Below are 24,168 nucleotides of genomic sequence, written 5' to 3'. Positions count from 1 at the left end.
GCTTGTCTAGTCAGTAAGTGACTGGTTAACTTTAGCGCGAATAACTCTGGCTGTGACAGTTGCTGACGCTCCGCCGTCAGACAACACATGCAGAGTGAACTCGGGGTTCATATCACCAGAAGAACCTTGTGCTGCGGCGCTGCCTGCAGAGGCTTCCGCTCCAATTTCAAATTTCCATTCACCGTCTTTCCAATCATCGACCAACTCTTGTGTGTTTAGAAGAATCAATACTTTGTATGAACGTGCACCCCAGCCAGCACCGAAATCAAGTCGTTTAACCGTAAAGTAGATATGTGGCTCAGCACCTTTTATTACCATAACACCTTCGCCGCCGCCGACACCCACAACAGGGACTTTGGTCACTTTCATGTTTGCAACACCGTACGCTAATGCTTCATTCATTTGAGCTTGCAAGTGTGGTTCTTTTTTTAGTAACTCCGATATAGTGGTTTGCGCCATAGTGTCGAGTTCATTCCGCTCGGCTAATTTTTGCTGTTCACTCAATGATGAACATCCACTGGCGATGAGAATAATAGCTAGGAATAATAATCGGCGAAACTTCATGTTACATCCTCATCTTAATGTGATGAATTGAATCGAACTAATCTGTGGCACGCATAATAGGGTAGAACACTAGGTGATAACAATGGCCGTCAGGTAAAATCATGGCATTTTATAATATGAGAAGGATAAAGCGCATTGGCCTCAAATCACATAGGCGTGTTGTCAGAATCTACCTAAGCATAGTCGATAGTTTTCATACAGATGACACCGAAGACTATGGCAAGGGTGATCATGTCATCAATCTCTATCTAGAGATGCGTGTACAAATGGTTTTATGACCTATCATTAAAGCAATTAATCTAAACTTAACACCTTCAGGGAGTTGTGAATGAGTGTTTGTTTCCCTCAATTTTTAAAGACTAATGCTATTGCAGTATTTGTTGTATTCGTAATGTCGATGATGAGTGGCATTGCCTTAGCTCAAGATGATACTCCTACTAGGGTACCACCTCCAAAGGCTCAAGTAGCCTTAGACAAAATTAACGCGGAGATAAGAGATCTTTCGGAATCACTCAAAGCTTCTAGTGGAGATCAAAAAGACGCTATTCAATTCCGCCTCTTCAATAAAAACAATGAGCTAAGAGATGTCATCGGTAGCGCGGTTGAATCTAATGATTTACCAAAAGATATGCTCATTGAACAGGTACGGTTCCAGCAAAAATATACAGAAGGCGCGAAAACTTATCTAGAAGATAAGTTAAAAACGGTTGGAGAGCAGTTCAATAGCGCTAAAGCTGAGAATAAACTGTCCATTTTAAATACTTATAGTGAAGTTCAAGACTATTTGAACGCCACCTTTAATGCGGCATGGCAAAACCTGATGTGGCTGAACAAACTTGGAGTTCAGGATGAGAGTGGTGAAGCGCAGTTTGAAGTACTAGTCGCGAAAAACCTGAGGTTAACGTCAGCGTCGATTGAATATTTCAACCAACAGGTGGAGGCGATCAATTCTCAGTTGGCATCGGCGCCAGAAGGAGACAAAGCTGCACTTCAAACTAGTCAGTTAGTGCTTAAGCAGCGTATTGGCATTGAAACAGAAAGTCTTCGTAATTTGATCGTTCTAGGTGATGACGTTGGTTTAGAAACGTCTGAATATAAAAGACAAGTATTCTCTGTAACTGGGAATATCACTCAAGACATTTTAGATTCAAAAGTGTTGATTTCGCTGTTGAGTTATTGGTGGAGTGCCGCCGTTGATTGGCTAGGCGATAACGCACCACAGCAACTATTCCAAGTGTTTATTTTCATTCTTATTCTTTTTGTTACACGCGCCGTTGTAAAACTGGTACGCAAGATTGTGACAAAAGCAGTTCATAACAAGAACTTGAAGCTCTCTCACTTGATGCAGAACTTCTTTGTGTCTATGTCGGGAAATATTGTTTGGATTATCGGTATCATGGTTGGGCTGTCACAGATAGGGCTGAATTTAGCGCCTATCTTGACGGGTTTCGGTATCGCAGGTGTGATTATTGGTTTTGCGCTACAAGATACATTATCTAACTTCGCAGCGGGTATGATGCTTCTTATCTACCGCCCATTTGATGTTGGTGATTTTGTTTTTGCTGGTGGTGTAGATGGTAAGGTAAGTCATATGAGTTTGGTCAATACCACGATTCGCACCTTTGATAACCAAATTATCATTGTTCCTAACAGTAAGATCTGGGGAGACGTTATCAAAAACGTTACTCACGAGCGTACTCGTCGAGTAGATATGGTGTTTGGTATTGGTTATGGAGATGACTTGCTCAAAGCTGAATCTGTTTTACATGAGATTATCGAGGCTCACCCTGCGGTTCTTAAATCGCCAGAGCCTAACATTCGAGTTCATACACTGAATACTTCATCAGTAGACTTCATCGTTCGACCATGGGTAAAAACAGATGATTACTGGGATGTGTATTGGGATGTGACTAAAGAGGTTAAATTACGCTTTGATAAAGAGGGCATTTCTATACCTTTCCCTCAACAAGACGTGCATTTACATATGGTGGATAAATTGAAGTCTGAGTCTAACGCTTAGTATCAACACAATTATTCATTGATAGGGCTCTAATTTCATAAATTAGAGCCTTTTTATTATCTGTAATATTAGTTATTAAATAAGTTGAATATAAAAGCTCAGAGGTACGATTATGACGGAAGAAAATACAAAGAATAGCGAAGTGACAGTCGTAGACATCAAAATGCCATTTCTATCTATGGTGATATTTATGGTCAAGTTCGCCATCGCATCAATACCAGCTATGATCATCCTTGGGTTGATATTTAGCCTCTTTGGTATGATATTTGGTGGCATTTTTAGCGGCTTTCATGGCGGAATGGGGCACTACTAAAATGTCCTTGTCTAGTCACTGTGGTTGAATTTCTGTAGTATCGAGTGATTGATTCGCTAAGTAGAACTTTAGTAATGATTAGACATATCTTGTTGATTCGATTCAACGAAAAAGCAACAGAGCAAAGCATTAACGAACTTATGGCTTTGTTTGAGGCTATGCCCAAAAAAATAGCAGGAGTGGAAGCGGTAGAGTGGGGTGTGAACGATAGCCCAGAAGGTAAAAATAAATCCTATACGCACAGCGTAATGATGACATTCAAGGATGAAAATGGTCGACAGAACTATCTGCCTCACCCCGAACATGATGCTCTAAAATCGGTGTTCAGACCGATTTTAGACGACATTATCGTATTCGATTACTCAGTTTAAATTCAGCATGTTACAGATTTCTAATACGGTAACGTTGGCAGATTGGGAAATCGAGCTAAATGCAATTCGTTCGATGGGGAGCGGTGGTCAGAATGTTAACAAGGTTTCCTCTGCTATCCATCTACGTTTTGATATTAGACGCTCGACACTACCCGCTATATATAAAGAACGTTTGCTTGCAAGCAACGACTCTAGAATCTCTAAGGAAGGTGTCATTGTGATTAAAGCGCAATCACATCGTACTCAAGAGAAAAACCGGGAAGACGCACTTGCGAGGCTAGCTGATTTGATTCGGTCAGTGATGGTCGTGCAAAAGAAACGTCGTGCAACAAAGCCAACTCGTTCATCGCAAATAAGACGCGTGGATAATAAGAAGAAGCAAGGGCAGAAGAAGTCCCTACGTGGAAAGCCAATATTGTAAATCTAGTTAAGGAAAGAAAGTGAAAATAATTAAGGATGATTTGACAGGTCCAGAAATAAAAGCCCTTTTACAAGCTCATTTGGATGACATGTACGCGACTTCTCCTCCAGAAAGTGTTCATGCTCTTGATATTGATGCTCTTCGTCAGCCAGAGATTACGTTCTGGACTGCATGGTTTGAAGATGATTTGGCAGGATGTATAGCCTTAAAAACCATTGAGTCGGGACATGGTGAAATAAAATCGATGCGCACGACAGAGAGTGCTCGTGGCAAGGGAGTAGCAAGAAAACTGCTTGCTCATCTAACCAGTAAGGCCTCAGAAAACGGCTTGACACGACTGAGTTTAGAGACAGGAACCGAAGCATTTTTCGAACCAGCAAGAAACCTATATCAAAGAAATGGCTTTGTAGAGTGTGAACCATTTGCTAGCTACTCGCTTGACCCTAATAGCGTGTTTATGACGAAATCGCTGACAAGATGAGCATGATCGGATTGAAAGAAGCCTTTTGAATATGGGCTCTCTATTTCGCTTCGTTTTCATAGCGAATATAAGTTCAGGGATTGTGGTCTGCATAGCTGGCTACATTTTCCCTATGTTGAAAACATCCGAACTTTCTGATTTCTCATTTTACGTCGCTATCGTGTTATGGGGCGTGGCTGGTTTGGCGTGGGATGGAGGAAGAATAAGCCGAACCTATGACGTCGATGTTGTGTCTCAAAAGATGAGAGCAATGGTTAGAGACCATAATCTTGAAGCTGAAAAACATAAGCACTATCGACAAAACTACTCTTTTGGTTTTTCTTTATTTGTTGCAGGCGTTTTCCCTCTGCTAATTTCCGCAACTCTCGCTTGGTTAAATTAAAAAGTAGGTAATAATAACGTGGTGAAAATATCTTTAGTTGAACTCGAACAGGTCCTACCTATTCGTCAGCAAGTTCTGTGGCCCGATTTACCAATAGAGAGCTCGCTGGTAGAAGGAGATAACCGAGCGATACATATCGGTGCATTTGTGGATGATAAGTTGGTCTGTGTTGCTTCGATATTTATCGATGGTAATCAAGGTAGGTTACGTAAATTTGCAACGCTTCCAGATTACCAAGGTCAGGGTATTGGCTCACAGGTCATCGAGTTTGTCTTGAACATGCTTGAAAGGCAAAATATTGAGGTATTTTGGTGCGATGCAAGGGAGTCTGCGCTGGATTTCTATAAGAGATTTGGAATGGTTATTGAAGGAGACATATTTTACAAAAAAGGCGTGGCATACAAAAAGGCGTCGTTAGTTTTATCAACGCTAAGATATGAGTAGCAGCACTGCGTTAGTATTGAGCACCTTGGACGACAAATATCTCTGACTGCCATATTTGAGTATCTCTTTTTACGATTCTACACTTTGATAAAACCTACCATGAGTGTAATCGATGGAAGCATTAAAAGAGTGGCGGGTAAACTGCCCGTATTGTGGGGAGGCTTTTGAAACATCAATTGACTGTTCCGTTGATGAGCAAGAGTATATTGAAGACTGCTATGTATGTTGTCGACCAATCTTGTTTGAGGTCACATTAGACAGTGATGATGTGTTTGTAACAGTAAGACACGAGAACGAAACATAGCTTGAAATTCAATTAATTACGCGTTACAAGATAACCTCTCCTCGATAAAGGATTGTGAGGTTTACTTGGATGTAACGACTTTTTTGACAGGCTTTTCCTTGGGTCTGTCGTTGATACTTGCAATTGGTGCTCAAAATGCGTTTGTTCTAAAACAAGGGCTAAAGAAACACTATGTATTTGCAGTGTGTTCTGTATGTGCAGTTTCTGATGCCATTCTCATTTCTGCGGGTGTCGGCGGCTTCGGTGTAATTATTGAACGGTTTCCTCAAATCGAAATAGTAGCTCGTTATGCGGGGGCTGCTTTTCTTACTGTATACGGGCTCCAAAGTTTGCGTTCTGCTTTCAAAAGCAAACATCAACTCGACCCTGAAGGTGATTCAAGTGCAAGTTTGCTAAAAACCATTCTGATTTGCTTAGCGCTAACTTGGCTAAACCCACATGTCTATCTAGATACCGTTGTTTTGCTAGGCTCTATTTCCACCCAATATGCTCCGAATCAGTTCTCTTTCGGGCTCGGTGCTGTGATGGCTTCCTTTGTGTTCTTTTTCTCCTTGGGGTACGGTGCTCGACTGCTAACGCCTATCTTTCATAAACCAATATCATGGAAAGTATTGGAGCTCTTTGTTGGTGCTATTATGTTATCCATCGCCCTTAACTTAATTTTATAACCTAGCTAGATATCGTTAATGTAAATAGGGAAAAAATAATGTCTCACCATAACGCGCAATGTCATTGCGGAAATATAACTCTCAGTTTTGCCAACTGGCCGGCGAATTTAACAAGTTGCAACTGCTCTGTATGTCGTCGTTATGGAACATTGTGGGGCTATTATGAGCTTGATTCGGTGACAGTTTCAGTATTACGTCAACCGACAAAGGCGTATCAATGGGGTGATGGTTTTATCGACTTTCACCACTGTCCAGAATGCGGATGCGTGACGCATTACACTTCAACGGATAAATCGCCAACCCAGAAAGTTGCTATCAATTTCAAAATGGTGACCCCAGAAAAGATAAGTACCATACACATTCGCTATTTTGATGGTGCAGATAGTTGGAAGTATCTTAATGATTAGATAAGGATTTCGATGAATAATACCAAACTAAGGTTTCAGGATATTACCTTACGCAAGGCGTCAGCCGAAGATCTAGAGCCGCTTTATCAACTTATGACGGCTGACGAAGAGTGGACGAAATACAACGGCCCTTACTTCGGTTATGTTCGGCCAAGATTATCTGAATTTAAGCAGCAACAGTTCCAAAAGTTCCTAGATGGTAACACAGGCTTGGTTATAGATTATTTGGGGCGAGCAATAGGCAGTGTTAGCTACTATTGGGAAGATAAAAACACGCGTTGGCTTGAAGCTGGTGTGGCCATTTACGACTCATCACTTTGGGGTAGGGGCATCGGGTTGAAAGCGCTGATTCCATGGGTGGAGCATCTTTTTGCAACATTGGAGATCGAGCGAGTAGGCTTTACTACTTGGTCTGGAAACCCTGGAATGATGCGATGTGCCGAGAAGCTTGGAATGACGCAAGAGGCAAGGCTACGCAAAGTTCGCTATTACCTAGGTGAGTACTTTGATTCGATAAAGTACGGTGTCTTGCGTGAAGAGTGGCAAGAGCTCTACAAGCGTTGGTTGAGTCGAGACCGAGTGTACTTGTTTGACTGGGGTGACACTCTAATGGTCGATGACCCTACACAAACTGGAAAAATGTGTGATTGGTCAAATGTTGAAGTAGTTTCTGGTGCCGTAGAGTTGTTGTCAGCGCTTTCTAAGCAGTATCCTATTTATGTTGCGACCAATGCACAAGATTCTAATGAAATCGATATAAAACAGGCATTTGAACGTGGTGGTTTAGCTCAATACATCACAGGCTACTTCTGTTTTAACAATCTTGGTGTTTCTAAAAATCACCCAGAATTCTATCGGCTCATCGCAGGCAAGTTAGGTATCCCGGCAAACAAGTTGACGATGACCGGCGATCAAAGGGACAAGGACATAACACCCGCTAAATCCGTTGGCTTAGTCACCAACTGGCTTAATTCGAGTGGTGTGTCCGACCCGTATGATGTTGGCTTCGCCTCGTTGCTTGAGATATTAGATAAAGAGGTGAAGGTCGAGTAAACCTCTAAGAGGCTTGAATCGTTGAGATTAGCTCTTCAGCTTGGTCGAGGTAGCTGCCCCCAAAAAGGTTGCAGTGATTGAGCACATGATAGAGATTATAGATGTGCTTTCTATACTCGAACATAGGCTCAATGGGCAGTACACTTTCATAACCGTCATAAAATTCCTGCCTGAAACCACCAAAGAGTTCTGTCATAGCGAGATCGCACTCTCGATCTCCCCAATAACTGGCGGGATCATAACAAATAGGCCCAAAGGCTGAGTTAGCCACATTGCCGTTCCAAAGGTCGCCATGCAGCAAAGAAGGTTTAGGGTTATGGCCAGAGAGCTGCTCGTTGATAAGGGAGACAAACTGGTCGATATCGGTAAAGCTGATTTGTTTCTCTTTAAGTAGCTGTAGTTGCCAGCCTATACGTTGTTCAGAGAAAAAGCGGGACCATTTTTTATGCCACTGATTAGGTTGTAAAGTAGCACCAATATAGTTGTCTTGATCAAAGCCAAATTCGGCTTGTTCACCCCATTTGTGCAGTTTTGCTAACTCAATTCCAAACTGATGACTGGCAGTACTCACGTCTAAAGCTTTGACAGGGATGTAATTAAGAATGATGAACGCACATTCTTTAGTTTTGCTAATTAACACCACCTCGGGTACATGAACCGTATTAGTGTCACGGAGCGCTTTGAGGTTATCCGCCTCAATCTCAAATTTAGCAAGGAAGTCTTTGTGATTGGTTTTCACGAAGTAACGCTGATCACCATCGCTAATCATATAGCATTGGTTAATATCGCCACCGCTCATTTTGACACGTTCTTTGATAGAAAAGTTGAACATGAGTGCATCGGATAGCTGATCTGAAATCGCTTGCCACATAAGTTACTCCCGTCTGCCAATCTATGGCTAGTGTAGAACAATATTGACTACATAACATACTGCCAGCGCACAGAATCATTGACGTGCAGCGCGATTTTTCGTACTAGTTCTTACAAACGTGAACTAGGTTTGCTATGTTTAAGTTCTTGTCATTTAAACAATTGCTAGGAGTTCAGTCGTGGTTGTAGATACTGACGGCTATCAGGCATTAATCGAACATCTCGCCATGAATCTTGATGTATTCACTTCAACTTCTGGAGATACGGGCGAAGAAACAATAGAAGATGTGTCCACGGACATGGTCGCGTCCAACATTATGGTGTTGTTTGAACAAAACCCAGAACTTCATTCAAGTGTGCGATTTAAGTTGCTAAAAGAAGTAGATTTAGTGATTCAAGATTTAGAAGAAGTATTGGCTGGAGTTTGGAACAAGCCGGCCACCAATGAGCAGGTTGCATTTCTTGAAGAGTATATAGCGTTAGTCAAAAATCTTTTTGATACTGCTGTTGCAATATATGATTAAAGAAATTAACAAAAGGATCGTTCCCTCTCAGGATATTTTATTTCTTTGAGAGGGAGGCATTCTATTACTGAATATTTCTAAAATGCCAAAATGTTGATGCCCAATAAGGATTGTCTAGTCGAGAAAGGACCACACCTTTAGATGTTGAGGCATGCATAAATGTATTCCCACCTAAATAAATACCTACGTGTCTAGTTTTTCTTCCCGTTTTAAAAAACACTAAATCTCCGCTTTGAGCATTATTGTAAGCTACTTTGTGACCTATTTTAACTTGCTGCGCAGTGGTTCTGGGTAAGCTAACAGCATAAGCATCTTGATAGACAGCCTGTACAAATGCCGAGCAATCGACTCCAGAATAATTGGTGCCACCAAGTCGATAAGGAACGCCTTGCCATTTCTTGTATTCAGCCAAAAATGGTGCATTTTCAGCACTTCTATAATTAACTTGTGTGTGTGGTGCTTGGCTTGGTTGGCTTGAACAAGCCGTCAATAATGCCACTATACCGTATGGAATCAATAATTTAACAATTTTCATCTGTCACACTGCTTACATTTATGTGTAATAAATATGTCATTAACGGCCTCTACCATTTCCGAATAATTTTATACCAAATTAACGGTTTGTACTATTTATCCGCAAAATTTGGTCGCAATTTTACGATTGATGCAACGGAATCGCTATGACATCGTCAACACAACGAAAACGTCCAACCTCAATAATTCACTCACTAAGCGCAATATTCGTTTTAATCTGTATCTTCTTTATTGCTCTAAGTTGGCTAAGTTCAAGTGGATTAACACAAGTAAAATATCAATTCGATAATTTATCGGATCGCGTACTCCCTCTGGCAATGAATAATGCAGCCTTAACACAAGATACGTTGGAACAAGTAAAGTTACTGAACTATGGAAGCCAGTTATCTTCTGAGGCAGAGTTAAATGCTATCCAGGAACGTATCGCGCTGCTGACTAGCCTTAGTGAAACCCGGGTCAATAGTCTGTTCGAGATTGCAAAAAAGATAGATAGTGCCGTGACTCAAGATCAAAGAGCTCAACTCAGGGAAAAAATAGCTGAATTGCAATCCGTTACTGAGTCCGTATTGGCGTTTCAGTCTCAACTCATTGCAATGAAAGGTCGTATAGATAAGCAAGTGACGGGATTCCGTTATGGGTTAAGTTCTATTGGCCCTGAAATGAATCGTATTAGCCTAATTCTGTCTCAAGACAATCCATTGTCTTCAGATGCGGCGAGTCGATTTATTGCGAGTGCTAGCTCAATGGAGAGCACGTTCTTAGTCATGATGATGCAAGAAGAACTGAGTAAAGCGAAAAGTGAATATCGTGAAATGCGTAATCGAATCGCTGGAATCAACCTAGCATTTGCAGACTTCTCTGATTGGCACCCTGAAGTCAAAGAGTTTGCCAGTCTTATTGCACCATATGAAATGGTTCAGGACGGATTCAAACAAAGTGGTGTACTAAGTCAAATACTCGACAGGCTAGAAGTGGTTGAAAAGCAAAAAGTGGAGTTGGAACGTGCTGTTGTGATAGCCGATGACACGGTACAACTCCTACAGCAAATCTCTGATACTGCCTCGACACTAATAAAAGATAGTCAATCCGTAGTGAATCATACTCTTGATACAACCTCACAATGGTTAATTGCTGCTACAACATTTCTAATTGCAACAATCGTCGTAATCTTCTTCTCTCTGCGTCGATGGATAAATCGACCTTTAAAGAACATCATCTCTCAATTGAAAGGGCTCACAGAATACGAACTAACGGGCAAAGTGATGCTAGCGGGGCCTGCTGAAATGCAAGATATCGCCAGAAAGTTGAACCAAGTTATCGAGTCGACTCATGATTCGATTGAGGTGGTAACGAGAAACTGCGAAACACTCTATCAAACGGCGGAGATAAGTCACGGTGCGGCAGAGGAAACTCGTCTGAGTTTGCGTTCACAAAACGCCTCCCTAGATAGCATGGTGACAACGGTTACAGAACTGGAAGCATCGATTAAGGAGATAGCTCAAGTGACGACTGCGTCGTTTAACGATTCTCAACAAGCGGATAGTTATGCCAACCTTGGTTTGGAAGCGGTATCTGACAATCAAGAACGACTTCATATGTTGGATACGACGTTAGGCAACAATGAAGCGTCAATGACTGAGCTAGATGGCAAAGTGAAGCAGATACAAGAGATGGTGGATATGATCAGTGGGATTGCAGATAACACTAATCTATTAGCATTAAATGCGGCTATTGAAGCTGCAAGGGCTGGCGAGAAGGGCAGAGGCTTTGCTGTTGTGGCGGACGAAGTTCGTAAACTCGCTAGTGATACTTCTGCACAAACCACAAACATTCGACAAATGATGTCGGAGCTCATCCAAGCAGCCCAAGACTCACGTCAATCGGTTGTCGAGTCACGCAAAGAAATGTCTTTTGCTTTGGAATCCAGCGAGCGAGTAAAAACGTCTTTTACTGACATCGCCCATTCAGTGAATCAGATACGTAACAGGGTAGAGCAAGTTTCTGTGGCTACTGAACAACAAGAGCGTGCCACGGCAGACGTGGGCCGCTCAATCGTTCAGGTTACTGAGCAAGGTGAACATTCGAGCATGCAGTTGGAGTCTATGGTAGAAAGTGCTGAGCAAGTAGCGGAAATTGCGGGCCACCAGCAATCGATGTTACATAAATATCAATTGAACCAAGCTTAATTCTACTGAGAATGGCTAGCGTCGTTCTCATCGTTCCTAAAAGGTTGGGTAAGCAGTTTGTCCAACCTTTGTTCTTTTGGCTCGACAAAGGCTGGAATACCGATTACCACGCCATCATGCCCCAACTTAGGTTGAGCACGATAAGTTCCAAACCAGATGTCCCAGATGGATAGAAAGAAGCCAAAGTTGGAATGAGTTTCTTTGACGATTTCCGAGTGATGAACACGGTGAAAATCCGGTGTCACGATAACTTTTCTCAGCAAGGCATCAAACTTCAAAGGCAACTTGCCGTTGCTATGGTTAAACATCGCACTGGCATTGAGTACAATTTCAAAAATAAGCACTGCGATTGGAGGTACGCCTAAGGCAATCACGATCACTATTTTTATCCACATGGAGAGGATGATTTCAATAGGGTGGAATCGAGAGCCTGTGGTGACGTCGATATCCCGATCAGCGTGATGCATTCTATGCAATCGCCAAAGGATTGGAACGCGATGAAAGACTATATGTTGAAAGTAGATTGCTGCATCCAACAGCACTACGCAAAGTGGGGCAATTAACCATGTGTTCACTTCGAACTGGTTAAAAAGCCCAATACTATGTTTCTGAGCAAAGAGTGCAGCTTCTATGGCAAGAAGTGGCATGACTAAGGCGAGAATTAGAGAGTTAAGGCCAACTAGGCTGAGATTGTTAATCCAACGCAAACGTCGTGTCCTTGTACGATGTTTTCTAGGTACACACCACTCCCACACCGCACAAATTATGAGTACAGAGAGAAAGATCGACAATCGAATAGAGTCACTGTGTTCCATTGAATAGGGTTTCCTTTTACTTACAAAGTGTACCAGAGTAGAATCCCGCCACCTTTCGCTAGAATACCATGAAAATGAGACGTCACGCCTTCCATAAAATGTACGATGAGCGCCTAGCCGCGGCAACTAAACCATTTAATGCTCGTGGAGCGAAAGTCATACGTTGTAAAAGCTGCCAAATTGCGCAACAGTATTGTATTTGTGAGTACCAGCCAAAACCGAGCAATGACTTTGCAGTATTGCTGTTGGTTTCTGATGCGGAAATTCTTAAGCCAAGTAATACAGGCCGCCTGATACTTGATACGGTCGAAGAAGGTTATGCGTTTCCTTGGCATCGAACTGAAACTCAACCAGAACTCCTTGCACTGCTAAAAGATGAGACCTATCAACCCGTCATAATCTTTCCAGAAGATTATGTTGATGATAAAAAGCGTTTAATCGACCAAAACCAGTTCGAAGCAGAGGGAACTAAGAAACTCTTGTTTATCCTTTTGGATGGCAGTTGGCGTGAGGCTAGACGTATGTTTAGAAAGTCACCATATCTCAATCAGTTCCCTGTGTGTTCGATTAAGCCTGATGCTTTGTCTAACTATATGATGCGAAAGTCAGAGAACGAAGATCATCTTGCTACCGCAGAAGTTGCGAGTATTGTCTTTGAGCAATTCGGGTCATTGCGTCATTCGATGATATTGAGAGAATGGTTCGCGGTTTTCCGCGAAAGTTACATGTTGAGCAAAACGCGTCTCTCCCCAGATTTGTCGCGACCAGCACTGAATAATTTCATAGGTCTAATAAAAAACGAGAACTCGCTCTAAAGTTCCAGTTCTAATGTGATGGCTTGTTGAACAAGCAGTTCGCACAAGGGCATAAATCCGCTCTACGTCACGGTTTGAGGGGGTAGGGATATGGATAATGCCAACAGTTATCTATTTTTTGCCTCAAGTTGAGGTTAGCAAGGAGAGTTGCATGTATTACGGCTTTGATGTCGGTGGCACTAAAATTGAATTTGGTGCATTTAATGAAAAACTTGAACGCGTTGCGACAGAACGTGTACCTACACCAGGCGATGATTATCCGCTACTAGTAGAGACCCTAGCAGGTTTAGTGGCTAAGTACGATGCAGAACTTGGAACCGAAGGTAAAGTAGGTCTTGGTCTGCCTGGTATGGAAGACGCTGACGACGGAACTGTACTCACCGTAAACATTGCATGTGCGAAAGGCAAACCTCTGCGTAGTGACTTAGAAGCGAAGATTGGTCGCGAAGTGAAACTTGAGAATGATGCAAACTGCTTTGCATTGTCTGAAGCATGGGATGACGAACTGAAAGATGCTCCGTCTGTAATGGGTCTAATTCTTGGAACTGGCTTTGGTGGTGGGTTGATCTACGAAGGCAAAGTGTTCTCTGGTCGTAACCACGTAGCCGGTGAACTAGGCCATATGCGACTGCCTATTGATGCTTGGTTCCACCTTGGTGAAAAAGCGCCGCTTCTTGATTGTGGCTGTGGTAAGAAAGGGTGCTTAGATAACTACCTATCTGGACGTGGATTCGAGCTACTTTATGCAAATTATTACGGCGAAAAGAAGAAAGCTATCGACATAATTAAAGCACGTGAAGCCGGTGACGCCGATGCTATTGAGTTCGTTGATATGTTCATGGAACTTTTGGCTATTTGTTTCGCTAACATCTTCACGGGCAACGATCCGCATGTGGTTACGTTAGGCGGTGGTCTATCTAACTACGACCTTATTTATGAAGAAATGCCTAAGCGTATCCCTAAATATCTAATGTCTGTAGCGAAGTGTCCGAAAATCGTCAAAGCGAAGCACGGAGATTCTGGTGGTGTTCGTGGTGCTGCATTCCTTAACATCAAGTAGTGTTGATTGGATTGAAAAAAGCGACCAGAAATGGTCGCTTTTTTGTTACTTGCATTAAGCTGAAAATCAGTGATTTACTAGCATTGGGCAGCGCTCTGGCAAAACCAATTGGATTGTGTTCGGCAGCACACAAAACTCGATATTGGTAGCTTCGATAGGTTCACCATCTAAATTTACAGGCATGATACCATCGGAAATCCATTCAATGGTTTTTACCTGATTACGTTTAACGAACGTTCCACTATAACCATCATCTTGCATCAACTCCTCAATTACGGCAGGGATATCGCTGGGGGTGAATTCCTCAAGCGACACCACATCTAAATAGCCGTCGTTGATAAAGGAGGTTGGAGAGAGCGCTTGGCCACCACCGGCCATTCTCCCATTGCAAATAGCGCCGACAACCACATTGCTTGTGACAGTTTGACCATCAAACTTCACCGTGCCTTTAAAAGGTTGGAAGTTGATGGCTTGAACGAGGCCTGCGAGCGTGTAGGCTCCTCCGCCAAGGAAGTTTTTTAGGGCAATAGGTGTGTTTGCTGTAACTTGCGCACCAAACCCAGCTGTAGCGATATTCACAAAGTGACGGTCATTCGCTCTCGCTGCATCAACTGGCTTAGACGTTCCCGAAACAGCTAATAGCAAGGCATCGTAAGCAGAATTGGTTGGGATGGAGCAGGCGGTCGCAAAGTCGTTAGCGGTTCCAAGTGGCAAAACCGCAACTTCCATTGTGGTGATATTGTTTTTTAGAAGTGCATCAACTACTTCGTTTATGGTTCCGTCGCCACCTCCAGCAATGAGCCTAGAGACGCCTTGATCCGCCGCTTCTTGTACTAATCTTTCAATATCGCCTCCTTCCCAAGTCACACGGACTTCTATAGGGTAACCTTCACCACGGAGTTGATAGATGGCTTCTCTAATATTATCTTGAGCAGCTTTCTTTCCGTTAAGTAGGAGGCGATAAGTCATATTTCTTCCTTAAAACAGTATGTTATCTAGTCAACACAATGAAAACTATAGCACAAACTTTTCAATGGCTTTAGCTACACCGTCATCGTCATTACTGTCAGTAATATAGTCGGCAATGGATTTAGTTTCTGGCATGGCGTTCGCCATCGCAACACCTTTACCAGCGAATTTGATCATATGATGGTCATTTTCTGCATCACCAAAACACATGGTTTGTTCGTACGGGATATTTAAGTGATCGGCAATAACTTTGACACCTTCACCTTTGTTGCTTAAAGGGTTCAAAAACTCAAGGAAGAATGGAGCGCTTTGTACAATGGTATAGTCGTCGTGGTAGCGCGCTGGGATTTTACCGATGCCCTCAGTTAGTTGAGCTGGCTCACCAACAATCATCGCTTTGATGATCTCGTGATCATCCTCTAGCTTATTAAAATCATAGATGGTGATATCTAGCTTATTGATCTCAGCTTCGTGGTCGGTGTAAGGATTCGCTTCTGTAGCAATCAAACCCAATTCGCGGCTAAAGGCATGGCAATGCAGACCGAGCTGTTTCGCTAGGTTCGCTACTTCTTTAGCACGACGACCATCGATGATTTGTTGATGAAGTATGTCACCTGATACTACCTTCTGTACAAAGGTACCATTGAAATGGATGACATAATCTTCTTCACCGTTCAAACCAAGCTCATTAAGGGCATCTAACATACCGTTGAGAGGGCGACCAGATGCAAGCACCACTTGGACGCCTTGTTGTTTGGCAGATTGGATAGCTTGTTTAGTACGCGGAGAGATTTTTTTATCAGATGTTAGTAGGGTTCCATCCATATCGATGGCAATGAGTTTATACACGTTACTTACCTAAAAAAGAAATAAATCAAACGCCTCTAGGATATGAAAAAGCGCGTTACACTACCAGAGATTTAGTATGACACTTTGTATTGAATTTCTTAGTCGCATCCTTTAAGGTCTGCTCATCTTATATAATTGGCATGATTTGATGAGTAATACTCGATTTAAAATCAACGAGATGTTTGAAACCATCCAAGGTGAGGGCATGTTTACCGGCGTCCCGGCGGTATTTATCCGACTTCAAATTTGTAACGTAGGCTGTTCGTGGTGTGATACGAAGCAGACATGGGATGCGAATAATGAAGACCAGCGTTCGTTTGGAGAAATCATAACTAAACAAGGTGATAGCCCTACGTGGAGCGATGTCGACGCAGCGGAAATTGTGGCTATGTATCAATCGCAGCAGTTTAACGCAAAGCACATTGTGATTACTGGAGGCGAGCCTTGTGAGTATGATCTAACCGCGTTATGTGAAGCCTTTGAAGCCATTGGATGTCGTTGCCAAATCGAAACCAGCGGTACTTCAGAAATAAGAGTCACGCCAGTAACCTGGGTTACGGTGTCACCAAAAGTGGCAATGAAGGGAAAACTTCCTGTACTTTCCTCGTCGTTAGAACGTGCTGATGAAATCAAGCACCCAGTTGCGACGCAAAAAAACGTCGACCAATTAGATGAGCTTTTACAGGGTGTAGAGTTAAAGAGTGATGTGGTTATTGCGCTTCAGCCAATCAGCCAGAAGCCACGTGCAACTGAGTTGTGTATTGAAACTTGTATTCAGAGAAATTGGCGTTTATCAGTTCAAACACATAAATATTTAAGTATTGCTTAAAGGGCGAGGAGATATTGATGAAAAAGGCAGTAGTCGTTTTTAGTGGTGGACAAGATTCAACAACTTGCTTGGTCCAAGCACTTGAGCAGTACGATGAAGTACATGCAATTACGTTTGATTATGGCCAACGCCATAAGCTAGAGATTGAAGTAGCGGAAGCATTGGCAAACAAGCTCAACGTAAAAGCACACAAAGTCATGGACGTTAGCTTGCTCAACGAGCTTGCGATTAGCTCATTAACTCGTGACGATATTCCTGTCTCGCACGAGCTTCAAGAAAATGGTCTGCCGAATTCATTCGTGCCGGGTCGCAATATACTGTTCCTGACACTGGCGGGTATTTACGCCTATCAAATCGGCGCGCAAGCTGTCATTACCGGTGTATGTGAAACGGACTTTTCTGGCTACCCTGACTGTCGAAATGACTTTATCAAAGCTATGAATAGCGCTCTGGTGCAAGGGATGGACAGAGAGTTTGATATTGTTACGCCACTTATGTGGTTAGATAAGGCAGAGACTTGGGCGCTGGCTGATAAGTTTAATGCGCTATCGTTAATCCGAGAAGAGACGTTAACCTGCTATAACGGCGTTATTGGCGACGGTTGTGGAGATTGTCCATCTTGTGATCTTCGAGCGAGCGGACTGAATCATTATTTAGAGAATAAGTCCGAAGTGATGGCTTCTCTGAACGAGAAGTCAGAATAAAAAAATAGAGGCTGAAAGCCTCTATTTTTTTCGTTTACTTAGCGTTTAAGTACAACTTAGCGATAGCTGATGGTTCCATTTCCTTACCGTCTAGCTGACTGTTCCAGTTGGTACCGATTAGCACACCATCTTCATCGAGAGTTAGTAGCCAATCTTCTACAAAGATATCAAGTGGGATGTGTAACACTTCAAAATCAGCCCACTCTTCAACGTTGTGTGTTTTTGCGTCTTCCTCAGACGACCAAAACGGCATAACTTCTGTGTTTTCGAACTCAGTAGAATCGCACGCTAACCAACCATCTTCATTACGCAGGCCCCAAACAAGCTGGTTTTGGGTGGTTTCCTCAATAAACAGGTTAAGGTTTTGTTCGATATCTGAAGTTAATTTACTCATCACTTTATACTCTTAATAAGAATTGCTACAAGGTTAGCATGAGATACCGAATATCTAAATGAAATAAAACAAAAAGAGCGCTAATACATAGCGCTCTTAGTTTAACTGAGTGAAGAGTGAACTATTTACCGATAGTAGTAAAGATAGTCCATTCTTTTTCTACTTCACCTTTATAACCAACAACGGAAGCAACCACTTTTCTGTTCATCGCATGTGCAAACTCGGTATCACCAAGCTCTTCTGGCTGGGTATCGCCATAGCCCACAATAGTTAGGCGTTCTGGGGCAATACCGTTGTTGATGATAGCTTCACGAACAACCTCAGCGCGATTCTTCGAAAGTACCAAGTTCTTCTCTGGGTTACCAACAACACTCGCATAGCCTTGAATTTCAATAGTGGTATCTGGGTATTCCTTTAAGAAGTCTGCCATTTGGCTGATTTGTGTTTGGAATACTGGCTTGATATATGTTGACGCGTTATCAAACAAAATTCTCAACGCCATCGTATTCGACACGTCGACATATTGTTCACAACCATCGTTATCTAACGCAGCGCCCTCCGGAGTTGCAATACATAAGTCGCGGGCATTAATAACGCCATCACCATCATCGTCGATTAAATCGGCTTTTTGATCGGCAAGAGGAGTTGCGATGTAGTCGTATTTATCATTTTCAGGCGTTGTTGCTGATGCAAAAAGCGGCAGAGAAACAAGGCCACATAGTAGTAATTTGGTCTGTAGTTTCATATTAATACTCCACCTTCTCGTTCCACTCTTTTGGAGTGTCAACTCGTAATGCTGCAAGTAAATCGCCAGTAGCATTCATCACTCGATAACGAGCAAATTGCTCAGCGTATTTAGCGTCTAAATATCCTTTACGAGCCTCGAACAGTTCGTTTTCGGTGTTAAGAACATCAAGAAGAGTACGTTTGCCTATCTTGTATTGTTTTTGGTAAGCAACAACAGTGTCAGAAGCAGAGTCTACGTGATCGGACAAAAATTCACGTTGTTGAATGGTGAACTCTAAACCTGTCCAAGAGAGTTTTAATCCTTCTTCAACCATGCGGTAGGTTCTGTCACGGAAGTCTTTGGCTTTATTGAGTTGGTACGCTGCAGCTTCAGTACGATCGGAATCTGAGCCGCCGTTATATAAGTTGTAACGCATTCGAAGCATAGCGCGAGTTTCATTATCGGTACCGATATTACCACCGGCATCGTCACGCCAGTTATGGCCCGCATCGATATAGAAGGTAGGGTAGTTAACCCCTTTAGTTTGTTGGTATTGAAAACGAGCAGAGTCTACATCCACCTGAGAGACTTTGATTACAGGGTGATGTTCCATGGCGATTTTTAGTGCGTCAACTACGGTTGGTGGAATAGCGACTTCATCAGCTCTAGGATATTTTAGGCCCAAAGGGGCTTGTCCTACTAGACGTTTAAACTGCGTATGTGTATCGAAAAGGTTGTTCTGCGCGGCGAGTAAGTTACCATGAGCTTTTGCAATACGAGCTTCGACTTGTGAAAGGTCTGCGGTTGAACCAATACCTGAGTCAACACGCTTTTTAATGTCTTTATATATTTTCTTGTGTACTTCTAGATTAGCTTCAGAGAGAGCCAATATCTCGTAGGCTTTGGTCGCGTCGAGATAAATCTGAGCAACTTCAAGCGCAATGTCTGAGGCATCCGCAAGTAATTGGTATCTCACAGACTCTGCTTCCGCAGCAGTTCGATCCATATCGTTTAATGTCTCGTTACCATCCCAAATCAATTGAGTAAGACTAATACCAACTTCCTTTCTGGTTAAGCTTTCGTTTCGACTATTCAAAGAGTTTTCACGGTCATAGTCCGTTCTTTCGTAGCCGATACCACCGTCCAAATCGACTTTAGGTCGATACGCACCCACAGAAGCTTCTGCGTCATATCGTTTACTGACGTATTCATTATAAGCGGCTTTAATATCAGGGTTGGTAGCAAGTGTGTTTGCTACGGCTTGCTCTAATGTTTGACTGCTAACCGGAAGGCTAAGGGCTACAAAACAAGCGGCTGCTGTTAGAGTGAACCTGTTCAATGTTATTCTCCTTAATCCTTGGCTAGACGAATTGCTGATTTTTGGTTTTGAGCTCGCAAATTCATCACTTCTACTCACTACTATTTATTCGAGTCAAGTCATAAACTTAGGTAACGCACCATAGAATTACTATAGCGCACAACCTTGTTCTTTCAACCTAGCTCGATCACACCTTGAACCTAAAGAGGGATAGGTTCAGGCTAGATGTTAGCTTTGTTATACATTGCTACATACTATTGAAAATAGTAGAGAAATTCGTTAATTCAATTAGGTAAAAGGAAAAATGTCTTATTTTTGAGACAGTTCAATCAAAAAAGCCATTCTTTTCGAAAAAAGAATGGCTTAGAAAATGCTATAGAGTCTTGACTCTAAAGTGCTTTAGGTCTAAAGAACTTTACAAGCAAACCCTTTCAAGTAGAAGCCTTCCGGGTAAGCGGTATCTGTTGGGTGGTCTGCGGCTTGTTCAAATCGTTCTACAAACTTAACTGAACGGTTAGCATCTACAGCGGCATCTGCGATTATTTTTTGGAATAAGGCACCGTCCATTAACCCTGAGCAAGAGTAAGTAAGAAGGGTACCACCTGGCTTCAAGATCTGCATTGCTAGCATGTTGATATCCTTGTAGCCGCGACAAGCGCCATTGAGCTGAGCTTTCGATTCGGCAAACTTTGGTGGATCCATGACAACCACATCAAACTTGGTTCCTTGATCTCGGTATTCACGTAATAACTTGAAGACATCTGCATTGAGGAACACTGCTTTTTTCTTTTCGGTGAAACCATTCAGCTCGGCATTGTGTTTTGCGGTATCAAGCGCCAGTTGAGAAACGTCGGCATTAATGACACGTTTGGCACCGCCTTTTAATGCATAAAGTCCAAATCCACCGGTATAACTGAAGCAGTTTAGTACTTCTTTATCTTTTACATACTTCTGTGCTTGATAACGGCTATCGCGCTGATCCAAGTAGAACCCCGTTTTGTGTCCGTTAATGATATCGACGCTAATTTTTACGCCATTTTCTTCAATGACGACTGGCTTTGATGGTGTTTCTCCATGCAATACACCAGTGCGTTCTTTTAATCCCTCTTTTTTACGAACCGATACATCAGAACGCTCGTAAATAGAGCATTCTGGGAAGCACTGCGTAAGTGCTTCTACAAGGGCATCCTTTTGGAATTCTGCTCCAGCACTGAGCAATTGGCAAACTAGGAAGTTTTCATAGCGGTCGATGGTAATACCCGGTAAACCATCAGACTCTGCAGCTATCAAGCGATATCCGGTCAAGCCATCTCGTTCAATAATGTCTTCCCTTAGTAACTGCGCTTGCTTGATACGGCTGACAAAAAAGCTAACGTCAATATCTTGCTTTTCAAAGCTCCATACACGTGCTCGAATCTGAGAGTTAGGGGAGTATGCAGCCTTAGCTAACCACTCGCCATTGCTAGCGAACACGTCGACTGTTTCGCCAAGTGACGGCTGGCCGTCAACATGAGAAATACCTCTAGAGAAAATCCAAGGATGTTTGCGTCGAAGTGACTTGTCGCGACCTTTAACAAGATGAATAGCTGGAGCCATGGGATGCCTTACGAAGTTGAAACAGTGAAAAGGTTGGCTATTTTGTGTGAAGATTCAAACAAATGCAAATAGAGTTCCGTTAACCTGACTTAGAAACTGTATAGATGAACTAAAATCAGCTTAGCACGCTGTTCATGCAGGAGAGAAGATATGACTCAGATTTGTCAGAAGGTTGTTGTGAAAGGAATGGTTCAAGGAGTAGGGTTTCGTTACCACACTTGTCATGAAGGGTTAAAATTGGGACTGACTGGGTACGCTAAAAATTTATATGATGGCTCGGTTGAGGTGGTTGCGTGTGGTGATCAAACCAAAGTTGAAGCTTTGTTTGAATGGTTAATGCAAGGCCCAAGGACCGCAACGGTTGATTCGGTGACCAAAGAGCCTTGCGAACAAAGTACTGTTTACAGTGGTTTTAAAATTCTTTAAGAGCTTATAAGCACTTTGCAGGCTTTGGTAAACCCGCAAGTTTGGTAGCTTGCTTTGCCGGGCCTTTTTTGAACAGCTTGAATAGATATTTACTGTTTCCTTTTTCCGGACCATGCGCCTTTTCCATCGCTTTTACTAACATTCGTACCGCAGGTGAGGTGTTAAACTCCACATAAAAGTCGCGGACAAACATCACAACCTCTAGATGGGCATCGGTCAATTCAATACCTTCTTCTTGCGCTAGAGTTTCGATCATCGCTGGCTCCCAATCTTGATGATTGAGCAAATACCCTTCGGCGTCGGTTTCGATAGCTTTACCGTTAAATTCAAACATGTTTTTGATCTTGTAATTGAAACACGTGGCAAGGTTAGCCTAGTTACACGCTTTTTTTCAAGAGCGGTAGGGTGGTTTAATCAGTATTTAGATACAAAAAAGCCCAAGAACTTGTCTTGGGCTTTCCTTAACATCCAGCGACTTGATTAGTCGTCGTTCATAATACCTAGGATAGATAGTAGGCTGATGAAGATGTTGTAGATAGAGACATACAAGCTTACAGTTGCAGAGATGTAGTTAGTCTCACCGCCGCGAACAATTTGCTGAGTTGTAAGCAAGATAACGCCTGTTGAGAACAGGATAAACATTCCGCTCATCGCTAGGTATAGCATTGGCATTTGTAGGAAGATATTTGCAACCATACCTACCAACAGCACAACGAAACCAGCTAGAAGCATACCGTTAAGGAACGATAGGTCACGTTTGGTTGTTAGTGCGTAAGCCGACGCGCTTAAGAACGCTAGAGCAGTACCACCTAAAGCGGTCACAATAACATCGCCCATACCAGCGCCAACATAAGCGTTAAGGATAGGACCGATTGTGTAACCTAGGAAGCCAGTAAATAGGAACGTAAATACCAAGCCCATGCTGTTGTTGCGGTTCTTTTCAGTAAGGAAAAGCAAACCGTAGAAGCCAACCAGCATAATAATCAAACCTGGGCGAGGCAGGTTCATAGCCATAGAAAATGCTGCAACGACCGCAGACCAAAGTAGCGTCATAGATAGCAGCGCGTAAGTATTTCGCAATACTTTGTTAGTTTGCAGTACACTCGCTTGAGATGAACTGCGAGATACCATAGGATCGTTCATAATCTTCCTCATAGATGATTGTCTTTACTTATATGACTATTTATGGGGCTGTTTGTTCGAAAAATCAAGTCCACAAATACAAGTCATTGAACAAAATCATAATAAAAATAATTGGTTAAGTGTGTAGTAAGTTGTAACACGATATTTCTACGTTGCAAATGGCAAAACGATGTAAAAATGGCGACTTAAAAAAGTCGCCATTTCTCATCCAGAGCAATCAGTGATGAAGTATCTGACTTAGGAAGTTTTGCGTTCGATCTGATTGCGGATTTTCAAAGAAATCAACAGGATTGTTCTCTTCGATTATCTCCCCGGCATCCATAAATATCACTCGGTCGGCAACCTCTTTTGCAAAACCCATTTCGTGCGTTACACACAGCATGGTCATTCCTTCCTCTGCGAGTTCTACCATTACGTCCAGTACTTCTCTAACCATTTCTGGGTCGAGAGCTGACGTTGGCTCGTCGAACAACATAACCTGCGGGTTCATACACAATGAGCGAGCGATAGCTACGCGTTGCTGCTGTCCACCAGATAGCTGACCAGGATATTTGTCAGCTTGATCTGGGATTTTAACGCGCTCAAGATATTTCATCGCAATGGCTTCCGCTTCTTCTTTTGGCATCTTTTTGACCCAAATAGGAGCAAGCGTGCAGTTCTCCAGCACTGTGAGGTGAGGGAACAAGTTAAAGTGTTGGAAGCACATGCCCACTTCACGTCTCACCGCTTCGATGTTTTTCAGGTCTTCAGTCAATTCGTTACCAGAGACAAAAATGTGTCCTGCTTGATGCTCTTCTAATCGGTTAATACAACGAATCATCGTTGACTTACCTGAACCGGAAGGGCCACAAATTACGATTTTTTCACCCTTTTTAACGTCAAGGTTGATATTTTTCAGTACGTGAAACTCGCCGTACCACTTGTTCATGTCCTTTAATTGGATCATGTAATCTTCTTGTTGCGTCATAATACGTCCTCGAA

The 24,168-nt window shown here is 42.6% G+C and carries 31 protein-coding genes and 1 pseudogene; 19 read left to right on the top strand and 13 right to left on the bottom strand.

Going from position 1 to position 24,168, the window contains the following annotated elements; genetic code table 11:
* Positions 1–6: 6 nt before the first annotated feature.
* Positions 7–564: a hypothetical protein gene (locus MMA19_RS07855; RefSeq protein ID WP_062459678.1), complete on the bottom strand. Its 558-nt coding sequence runs from the start codon at positions 562–564 to the stop codon at positions 7–9.
* Positions 565–961: 397 nt separating this feature from the next.
* Between MMA19_RS07855 and MMA19_RS07850 the strand changes: the two genes are divergently transcribed.
* From MMA19_RS07850 to MMA19_RS07795, 12 genes and pseudogenes are all read left to right on the top strand, one after another.
* A complete protein-coding gene (locus MMA19_RS07850; protein ID WP_231892976.1) occupies positions 962–2,584 on the top strand; it encodes a mechanosensitive ion channel family protein in 1,623 nt (540 codons plus the stop codon).
* Between the two features lie 112 nt (positions 2,585–2,696).
* Positions 2,697–2,897: a hypothetical protein gene (locus MMA19_RS07845; protein ID WP_063606343.1), complete on the top strand. Its 201-nt coding sequence runs from the start codon at positions 2,697–2,699 to the stop codon at positions 2,895–2,897.
* Between the two features lie 74 nt (positions 2,898–2,971).
* Positions 2,972–3,268, top strand: coding sequence for a Dabb family protein (locus MMA19_RS07840; RefSeq protein WP_006074197.1), 297 nt, complete (start codon positions 2,972–2,974; stop codon positions 3,266–3,268).
* Between the two features lie 7 nt (positions 3,269–3,275).
* Positions 3,276–3,689 (top strand): alternative ribosome rescue aminoacyl-tRNA hydrolase ArfB, encoded by a 414-nt coding sequence (gene arfB / locus MMA19_RS07835; protein WP_006074195.1) that lies wholly within the window; start codon positions 3,276–3,278, stop codon positions 3,687–3,689.
* 19 nt (positions 3,690–3,708) lie between these two features.
* On the top strand, positions 3,709–4,170 hold the full coding sequence (locus MMA19_RS07830) for a GNAT family N-acetyltransferase (protein ID WP_240205932.1): 462 nt from the start codon (positions 3,709–3,711) through the stop codon (positions 4,168–4,170).
* A 112-nt stretch (positions 4,171–4,282) separates the two neighbouring features.
* Positions 4,283–4,552 carry a hypothetical protein gene (locus MMA19_RS07825; RefSeq protein ID WP_236109859.1) on the top strand — a complete coding sequence of 90 codons (270 nt, stop codon included), beginning with the start codon at positions 4,283–4,285 and terminating at the stop codon, positions 4,550–4,552.
* Between the two features lie 18 nt (positions 4,553–4,570).
* Entirely contained in the window at positions 4,571–4,996 is a 426-nt protein-coding gene (locus MMA19_RS07820; RefSeq protein ID WP_240205931.1) for a GNAT family N-acetyltransferase, read from the top strand.
* A gap of 112 nt (positions 4,997–5,108) precedes the next feature.
* On the top strand, positions 5,109–5,300 hold the full coding sequence (locus MMA19_RS07815) for a CPXCG motif-containing cysteine-rich protein (protein WP_006074186.1): 192 nt from the start codon (positions 5,109–5,111) through the stop codon (positions 5,298–5,300).
* 65 nt (positions 5,301–5,365) lie between these two features.
* Positions 5,366–5,968, top strand: a complete 603-nt coding sequence (locus tag MMA19_RS07810; protein ID WP_240205930.1) for a LysE/ArgO family amino acid transporter — start codon at positions 5,366–5,368, stop codon at positions 5,966–5,968.
* A 38-nt stretch (positions 5,969–6,006) separates the two neighbouring features.
* Entirely contained in the window at positions 6,007–6,375 is a 369-nt protein-coding gene (locus MMA19_RS07805; protein WP_240205929.1) for an aldehyde-activating protein, read from the top strand.
* 12 nt (positions 6,376–6,387) lie between these two features.
* A pseudogene (locus MMA19_RS07800) lies at positions 6,388–6,924 on the top strand (GNAT family protein); the annotation flags it as partial.
* Between the two features lie 30 nt (positions 6,925–6,954).
* Positions 6,955–7,428, top strand: a complete 474-nt coding sequence (locus MMA19_RS07795; RefSeq protein ID WP_346657532.1) for an HAD family hydrolase — start codon at positions 6,955–6,957, stop codon at positions 7,426–7,428.
* Between the two features lie 4 nt (positions 7,429–7,432).
* On the opposite strand, the gene MMA19_RS07790 is transcribed toward MMA19_RS07795, so the two are convergent.
* Positions 7,433–8,299, bottom strand: a complete 867-nt coding sequence (locus MMA19_RS07790; protein ID WP_240205928.1) for a fructosamine kinase family protein — start codon at positions 8,297–8,299, stop codon at positions 7,433–7,435.
* A 178-nt stretch (positions 8,300–8,477) separates the two neighbouring features.
* On the opposite strand from MMA19_RS07790, the gene MMA19_RS07785 reads away from it, so the two are divergent.
* Positions 8,478–8,822 carry a DUF3802 family protein gene (locus MMA19_RS07785; protein WP_006074176.1) on the top strand — a complete coding sequence of 115 codons (345 nt, stop codon included), beginning with the start codon at positions 8,478–8,480 and terminating at the stop codon, positions 8,820–8,822.
* A 64-nt stretch (positions 8,823–8,886) separates the two neighbouring features.
* Here the strand turns inward: MMA19_RS07785 and MMA19_RS07780 are convergent, their stop codons facing one another.
* Positions 8,887–9,357 carry an NlpC/P60 family protein gene (locus tag MMA19_RS07780; RefSeq protein ID WP_006074175.1) on the bottom strand — a complete coding sequence of 157 codons (471 nt, stop codon included), beginning with the start codon at positions 9,355–9,357 and terminating at the stop codon, positions 8,887–8,889.
* Between the two features lie 145 nt (positions 9,358–9,502).
* Here MMA19_RS07780 and MMA19_RS07775 point away from each other — a divergent pair, with 145 nt between their 5' ends.
* Positions 9,503–11,542, top strand: a complete 2,040-nt coding sequence (locus MMA19_RS07775) for a methyl-accepting chemotaxis protein (protein ID WP_240205927.1) — start codon at positions 9,503–9,505, stop codon at positions 11,540–11,542.
* Between the two features lie 2 nt (positions 11,543–11,544).
* Here MMA19_RS07775 and MMA19_RS07770 read toward each other — a convergent pair whose 3' ends face one another.
* The gene (locus MMA19_RS07770) at positions 11,545–12,357 is read right to left on the bottom strand and encodes a sterol desaturase family protein (RefSeq protein WP_240205926.1); all 813 of its coding nucleotides are present in this window, start codon (positions 12,355–12,357) and stop codon (positions 11,545–11,547) included.
* Positions 12,358–12,425: 68 nt separating this feature from the next.
* Here MMA19_RS07770 and MMA19_RS07765 point away from each other — a divergent pair, with 68 nt between their 5' ends.
* Together MMA19_RS07765 and nagK are read left to right on the top strand one after the other, a co-directional pair.
* The gene (locus MMA19_RS07765) at positions 12,426–13,172 is read left to right on the top strand and encodes a tRNA-uridine aminocarboxypropyltransferase (RefSeq protein ID WP_240205925.1); all 747 of its coding nucleotides are present in this window, start codon (positions 12,426–12,428) and stop codon (positions 13,170–13,172) included.
* 151 nt (positions 13,173–13,323) lie between these two features.
* The gene (nagK, locus tag MMA19_RS07760; protein ID WP_006074168.1) at positions 13,324–14,232 is read left to right on the top strand and encodes an N-acetylglucosamine kinase; all 909 of its coding nucleotides are present in this window, start codon (positions 13,324–13,326) and stop codon (positions 14,230–14,232) included.
* Positions 14,233–14,298: 66 nt separating this feature from the next.
* Here nagK and yegS read toward each other — a convergent pair whose 3' ends face one another.
* Positions 14,299–15,201, bottom strand: a complete 903-nt coding sequence (yegS, locus tag MMA19_RS07755) for a lipid kinase YegS (RefSeq protein ID WP_240205924.1) — start codon at positions 15,199–15,201, stop codon at positions 14,299–14,301.
* Between the two features lie 45 nt (positions 15,202–15,246).
* On the bottom strand, positions 15,247–16,050 hold the full coding sequence (locus MMA19_RS07750; protein WP_006074164.1) for a Cof-type HAD-IIB family hydrolase: 804 nt from the start codon (positions 16,048–16,050) through the stop codon (positions 15,247–15,249).
* A 148-nt stretch (positions 16,051–16,198) separates the two neighbouring features.
* Between MMA19_RS07750 and queE the strand changes: the two genes are divergently transcribed.
* Together queE and queC are read left to right on the top strand one after the other, a co-directional pair.
* A complete protein-coding gene (gene queE, locus MMA19_RS07745; RefSeq protein ID WP_006074162.1) occupies positions 16,199–16,879 on the top strand; it encodes a 7-carboxy-7-deazaguanine synthase QueE in 681 nt (226 codons plus the stop codon).
* A 17-nt stretch (positions 16,880–16,896) separates the two neighbouring features.
* Positions 16,897–17,583, top strand: a complete 687-nt coding sequence (queC, locus tag MMA19_RS07740) for a 7-cyano-7-deazaguanine synthase QueC (protein WP_240205923.1) — start codon at positions 16,897–16,899, stop codon at positions 17,581–17,583.
* 34 nt (positions 17,584–17,617) lie between these two features.
* Here the strand turns inward: queC and MMA19_RS07735 are convergent, their stop codons facing one another.
* From MMA19_RS07735 to MMA19_RS07720, 4 genes are all read right to left on the bottom strand, one after another.
* Entirely contained in the window at positions 17,618–17,977 is a 360-nt protein-coding gene (locus MMA19_RS07735; RefSeq protein WP_006074158.1) for a DUF2750 domain-containing protein, read from the bottom strand.
* A gap of 121 nt (positions 17,978–18,098) precedes the next feature.
* On the bottom strand, positions 18,099–18,722 hold the full coding sequence (locus MMA19_RS07730) for an OmpA family protein (RefSeq protein ID WP_006074157.1): 624 nt from the start codon (positions 18,720–18,722) through the stop codon (positions 18,099–18,101).
* A 1-nt stretch (position 18,723) separates the two neighbouring features.
* Positions 18,724–20,043, bottom strand: a complete 1,320-nt coding sequence (locus MMA19_RS07725; protein ID WP_240205922.1) for a TolC family outer membrane protein — start codon at positions 20,041–20,043, stop codon at positions 18,724–18,726.
* Between the two features lie 384 nt (positions 20,044–20,427).
* Positions 20,428–21,618, bottom strand: a complete 1,191-nt coding sequence (locus tag MMA19_RS07720) for a class I SAM-dependent methyltransferase (protein WP_240205921.1) — start codon at positions 21,616–21,618, stop codon at positions 20,428–20,430.
* A gap of 150 nt (positions 21,619–21,768) precedes the next feature.
* On the opposite strand from MMA19_RS07720, the gene yccX reads away from it, so the two are divergent.
* The gene (gene yccX / locus MMA19_RS07715; protein WP_240205920.1) at positions 21,769–22,044 is read left to right on the top strand and encodes an acylphosphatase; all 276 of its coding nucleotides are present in this window, start codon (positions 21,769–21,771) and stop codon (positions 22,042–22,044) included.
* Between the two features lie 4 nt (positions 22,045–22,048).
* Here yccX and MMA19_RS07710 read toward each other — a convergent pair whose 3' ends face one another.
* The 3 genes from MMA19_RS07710 to MMA19_RS07700 all read right to left on the bottom strand — a co-directional run bounded on the left by MMA19_RS07710 (position 22,049) and on the right by MMA19_RS07700 (position 24,154).
* Complete coding sequence (locus MMA19_RS07710) at positions 22,049–22,378, bottom strand: TusE/DsrC/DsvC family sulfur relay protein (protein WP_038230450.1); 330 nt, start codon at positions 22,376–22,378, stop codon at positions 22,049–22,051.
* Positions 22,379–22,524: 146 nt separating this feature from the next.
* Positions 22,525–23,187 carry a Bax inhibitor-1 family protein gene (locus MMA19_RS07705; protein WP_038230452.1) on the bottom strand — a complete coding sequence of 221 codons (663 nt, stop codon included), beginning with the start codon at positions 23,185–23,187 and terminating at the stop codon, positions 22,525–22,527.
* 217 nt (positions 23,188–23,404) lie between these two features.
* Complete coding sequence (locus tag MMA19_RS07700) at positions 23,405–24,154, bottom strand: amino acid ABC transporter ATP-binding protein (RefSeq protein WP_031496112.1); 750 nt, start codon at positions 24,152–24,154, stop codon at positions 23,405–23,407.
* Positions 24,155–24,168 lie beyond the last annotated feature (14 nt).

Source organism: Vibrio sp. CyArs1, from assembly GCF_022432925.1.
Taxonomy (GTDB): Bacteria; Pseudomonadota; Gammaproteobacteria; order Enterobacterales; family Vibrionaceae; genus Vibrio; species Vibrio mediterranei.
Note: the sequence above shows the minus strand (reverse complement) of the source record. Positions and strands in the feature narration are given on the sequence as shown.

Coding starts and splice junctions, on each gene's coding strand:
- queE (WP_006074162.1), top strand. CDS start 16,199: ATGAGTAATACTCGATTTAAAATCAACGAGATGTTTGAAACCATCCAA.
- MMA19_RS07850 (WP_231892976.1), top strand. CDS start 962: ATGATGAGTGGCATTGCCTTAGCTCAAGATGATACTCCTACTAGGGTA.
- nagK (WP_006074168.1), top strand. CDS start 13,324: ATGTATTACGGCTTTGATGTCGGTGGCACTAAAATTGAATTTGGTGCA.
- MMA19_RS07825 (WP_236109859.1), top strand. CDS start 4,283: ATGTTGAAAACATCCGAACTTTCTGATTTCTCATTTTACGTCGCTATC.
- MMA19_RS07705 (WP_038230452.1), bottom strand. CDS start 23,187: ATGAACGATCCTATGGTATCTCGCAGTTCATCTCAAGCGAGTGTACTG.
- MMA19_RS07805 (WP_240205929.1), top strand. CDS start 6,007: ATGTCTCACCATAACGCGCAATGTCATTGCGGAAATATAACTCTCAGT.
- MMA19_RS07720 (WP_240205921.1), bottom strand. CDS start 21,618: ATGGCTCCAGCTATTCATCTTGTTAAAGGTCGCGACAAGTCACTTCGA.
- MMA19_RS07790 (WP_240205928.1), bottom strand. CDS start 8,299: ATGTGGCAAGCGATTTCAGATCAGCTATCCGATGCACTCATGTTCAAC.
- MMA19_RS07765 (WP_240205925.1), top strand. CDS start 12,426: ATGAAAATGAGACGTCACGCCTTCCATAAAATGTACGATGAGCGCCTA.
- MMA19_RS07815 (WP_006074186.1), top strand. CDS start 5,109: ATGGAAGCATTAAAAGAGTGGCGGGTAAACTGCCCGTATTGTGGGGAG.
- arfB (WP_006074195.1), top strand. CDS start 3,276: ATGTTACAGATTTCTAATACGGTAACGTTGGCAGATTGGGAAATCGAG.
- MMA19_RS07700 (WP_031496112.1), bottom strand. CDS start 24,154: ATGACGCAACAAGAAGATTACATGATCCAATTAAAGGACATGAACAAG.
- MMA19_RS07730 (WP_006074157.1), bottom strand. CDS start 18,722: ATGAAACTACAGACCAAATTACTACTATGTGGCCTTGTTTCTCTGCCG.
- MMA19_RS07780 (WP_006074175.1), bottom strand. CDS start 9,357: ATGAAAATTGTTAAATTATTGATTCCATACGGTATAGTGGCATTATTG.
- MMA19_RS07770 (WP_240205926.1), bottom strand. CDS start 12,357: ATGGAACACAGTGACTCTATTCGATTGTCGATCTTTCTCTCTGTACTC.
- yccX (WP_240205920.1), top strand. CDS start 21,769: ATGACTCAGATTTGTCAGAAGGTTGTTGTGAAAGGAATGGTTCAAGGA.
- yegS (WP_240205924.1), bottom strand. CDS start 15,201: ATGACTTATCGCCTCCTACTTAACGGAAAGAAAGCTGCTCAAGATAAT.
- MMA19_RS07775 (WP_240205927.1), top strand. CDS start 9,503: ATGACATCGTCAACACAACGAAAACGTCCAACCTCAATAATTCACTCA.
- MMA19_RS07855 (WP_062459678.1), bottom strand. CDS start 564: ATGAAGTTTCGCCGATTATTATTCCTAGCTATTATTCTCATCGCCAGT.
- MMA19_RS07735 (WP_006074158.1), bottom strand. CDS start 17,977: ATGAGTAAATTAACTTCAGATATCGAACAAAACCTTAACCTGTTTATT.
- MMA19_RS07840 (WP_006074197.1), top strand. CDS start 2,972: ATGATTAGACATATCTTGTTGATTCGATTCAACGAAAAAGCAACAGAG.
- MMA19_RS07710 (WP_038230450.1), bottom strand. CDS start 22,378: ATGTTTGAATTTAACGGTAAAGCTATCGAAACCGACGCCGAAGGGTAT.
- queC (WP_240205923.1), top strand. CDS start 16,897: ATGAAAAAGGCAGTAGTCGTTTTTAGTGGTGGACAAGATTCAACAACT.
- MMA19_RS07845 (WP_063606343.1), top strand. CDS start 2,697: ATGACGGAAGAAAATACAAAGAATAGCGAAGTGACAGTCGTAGACATC.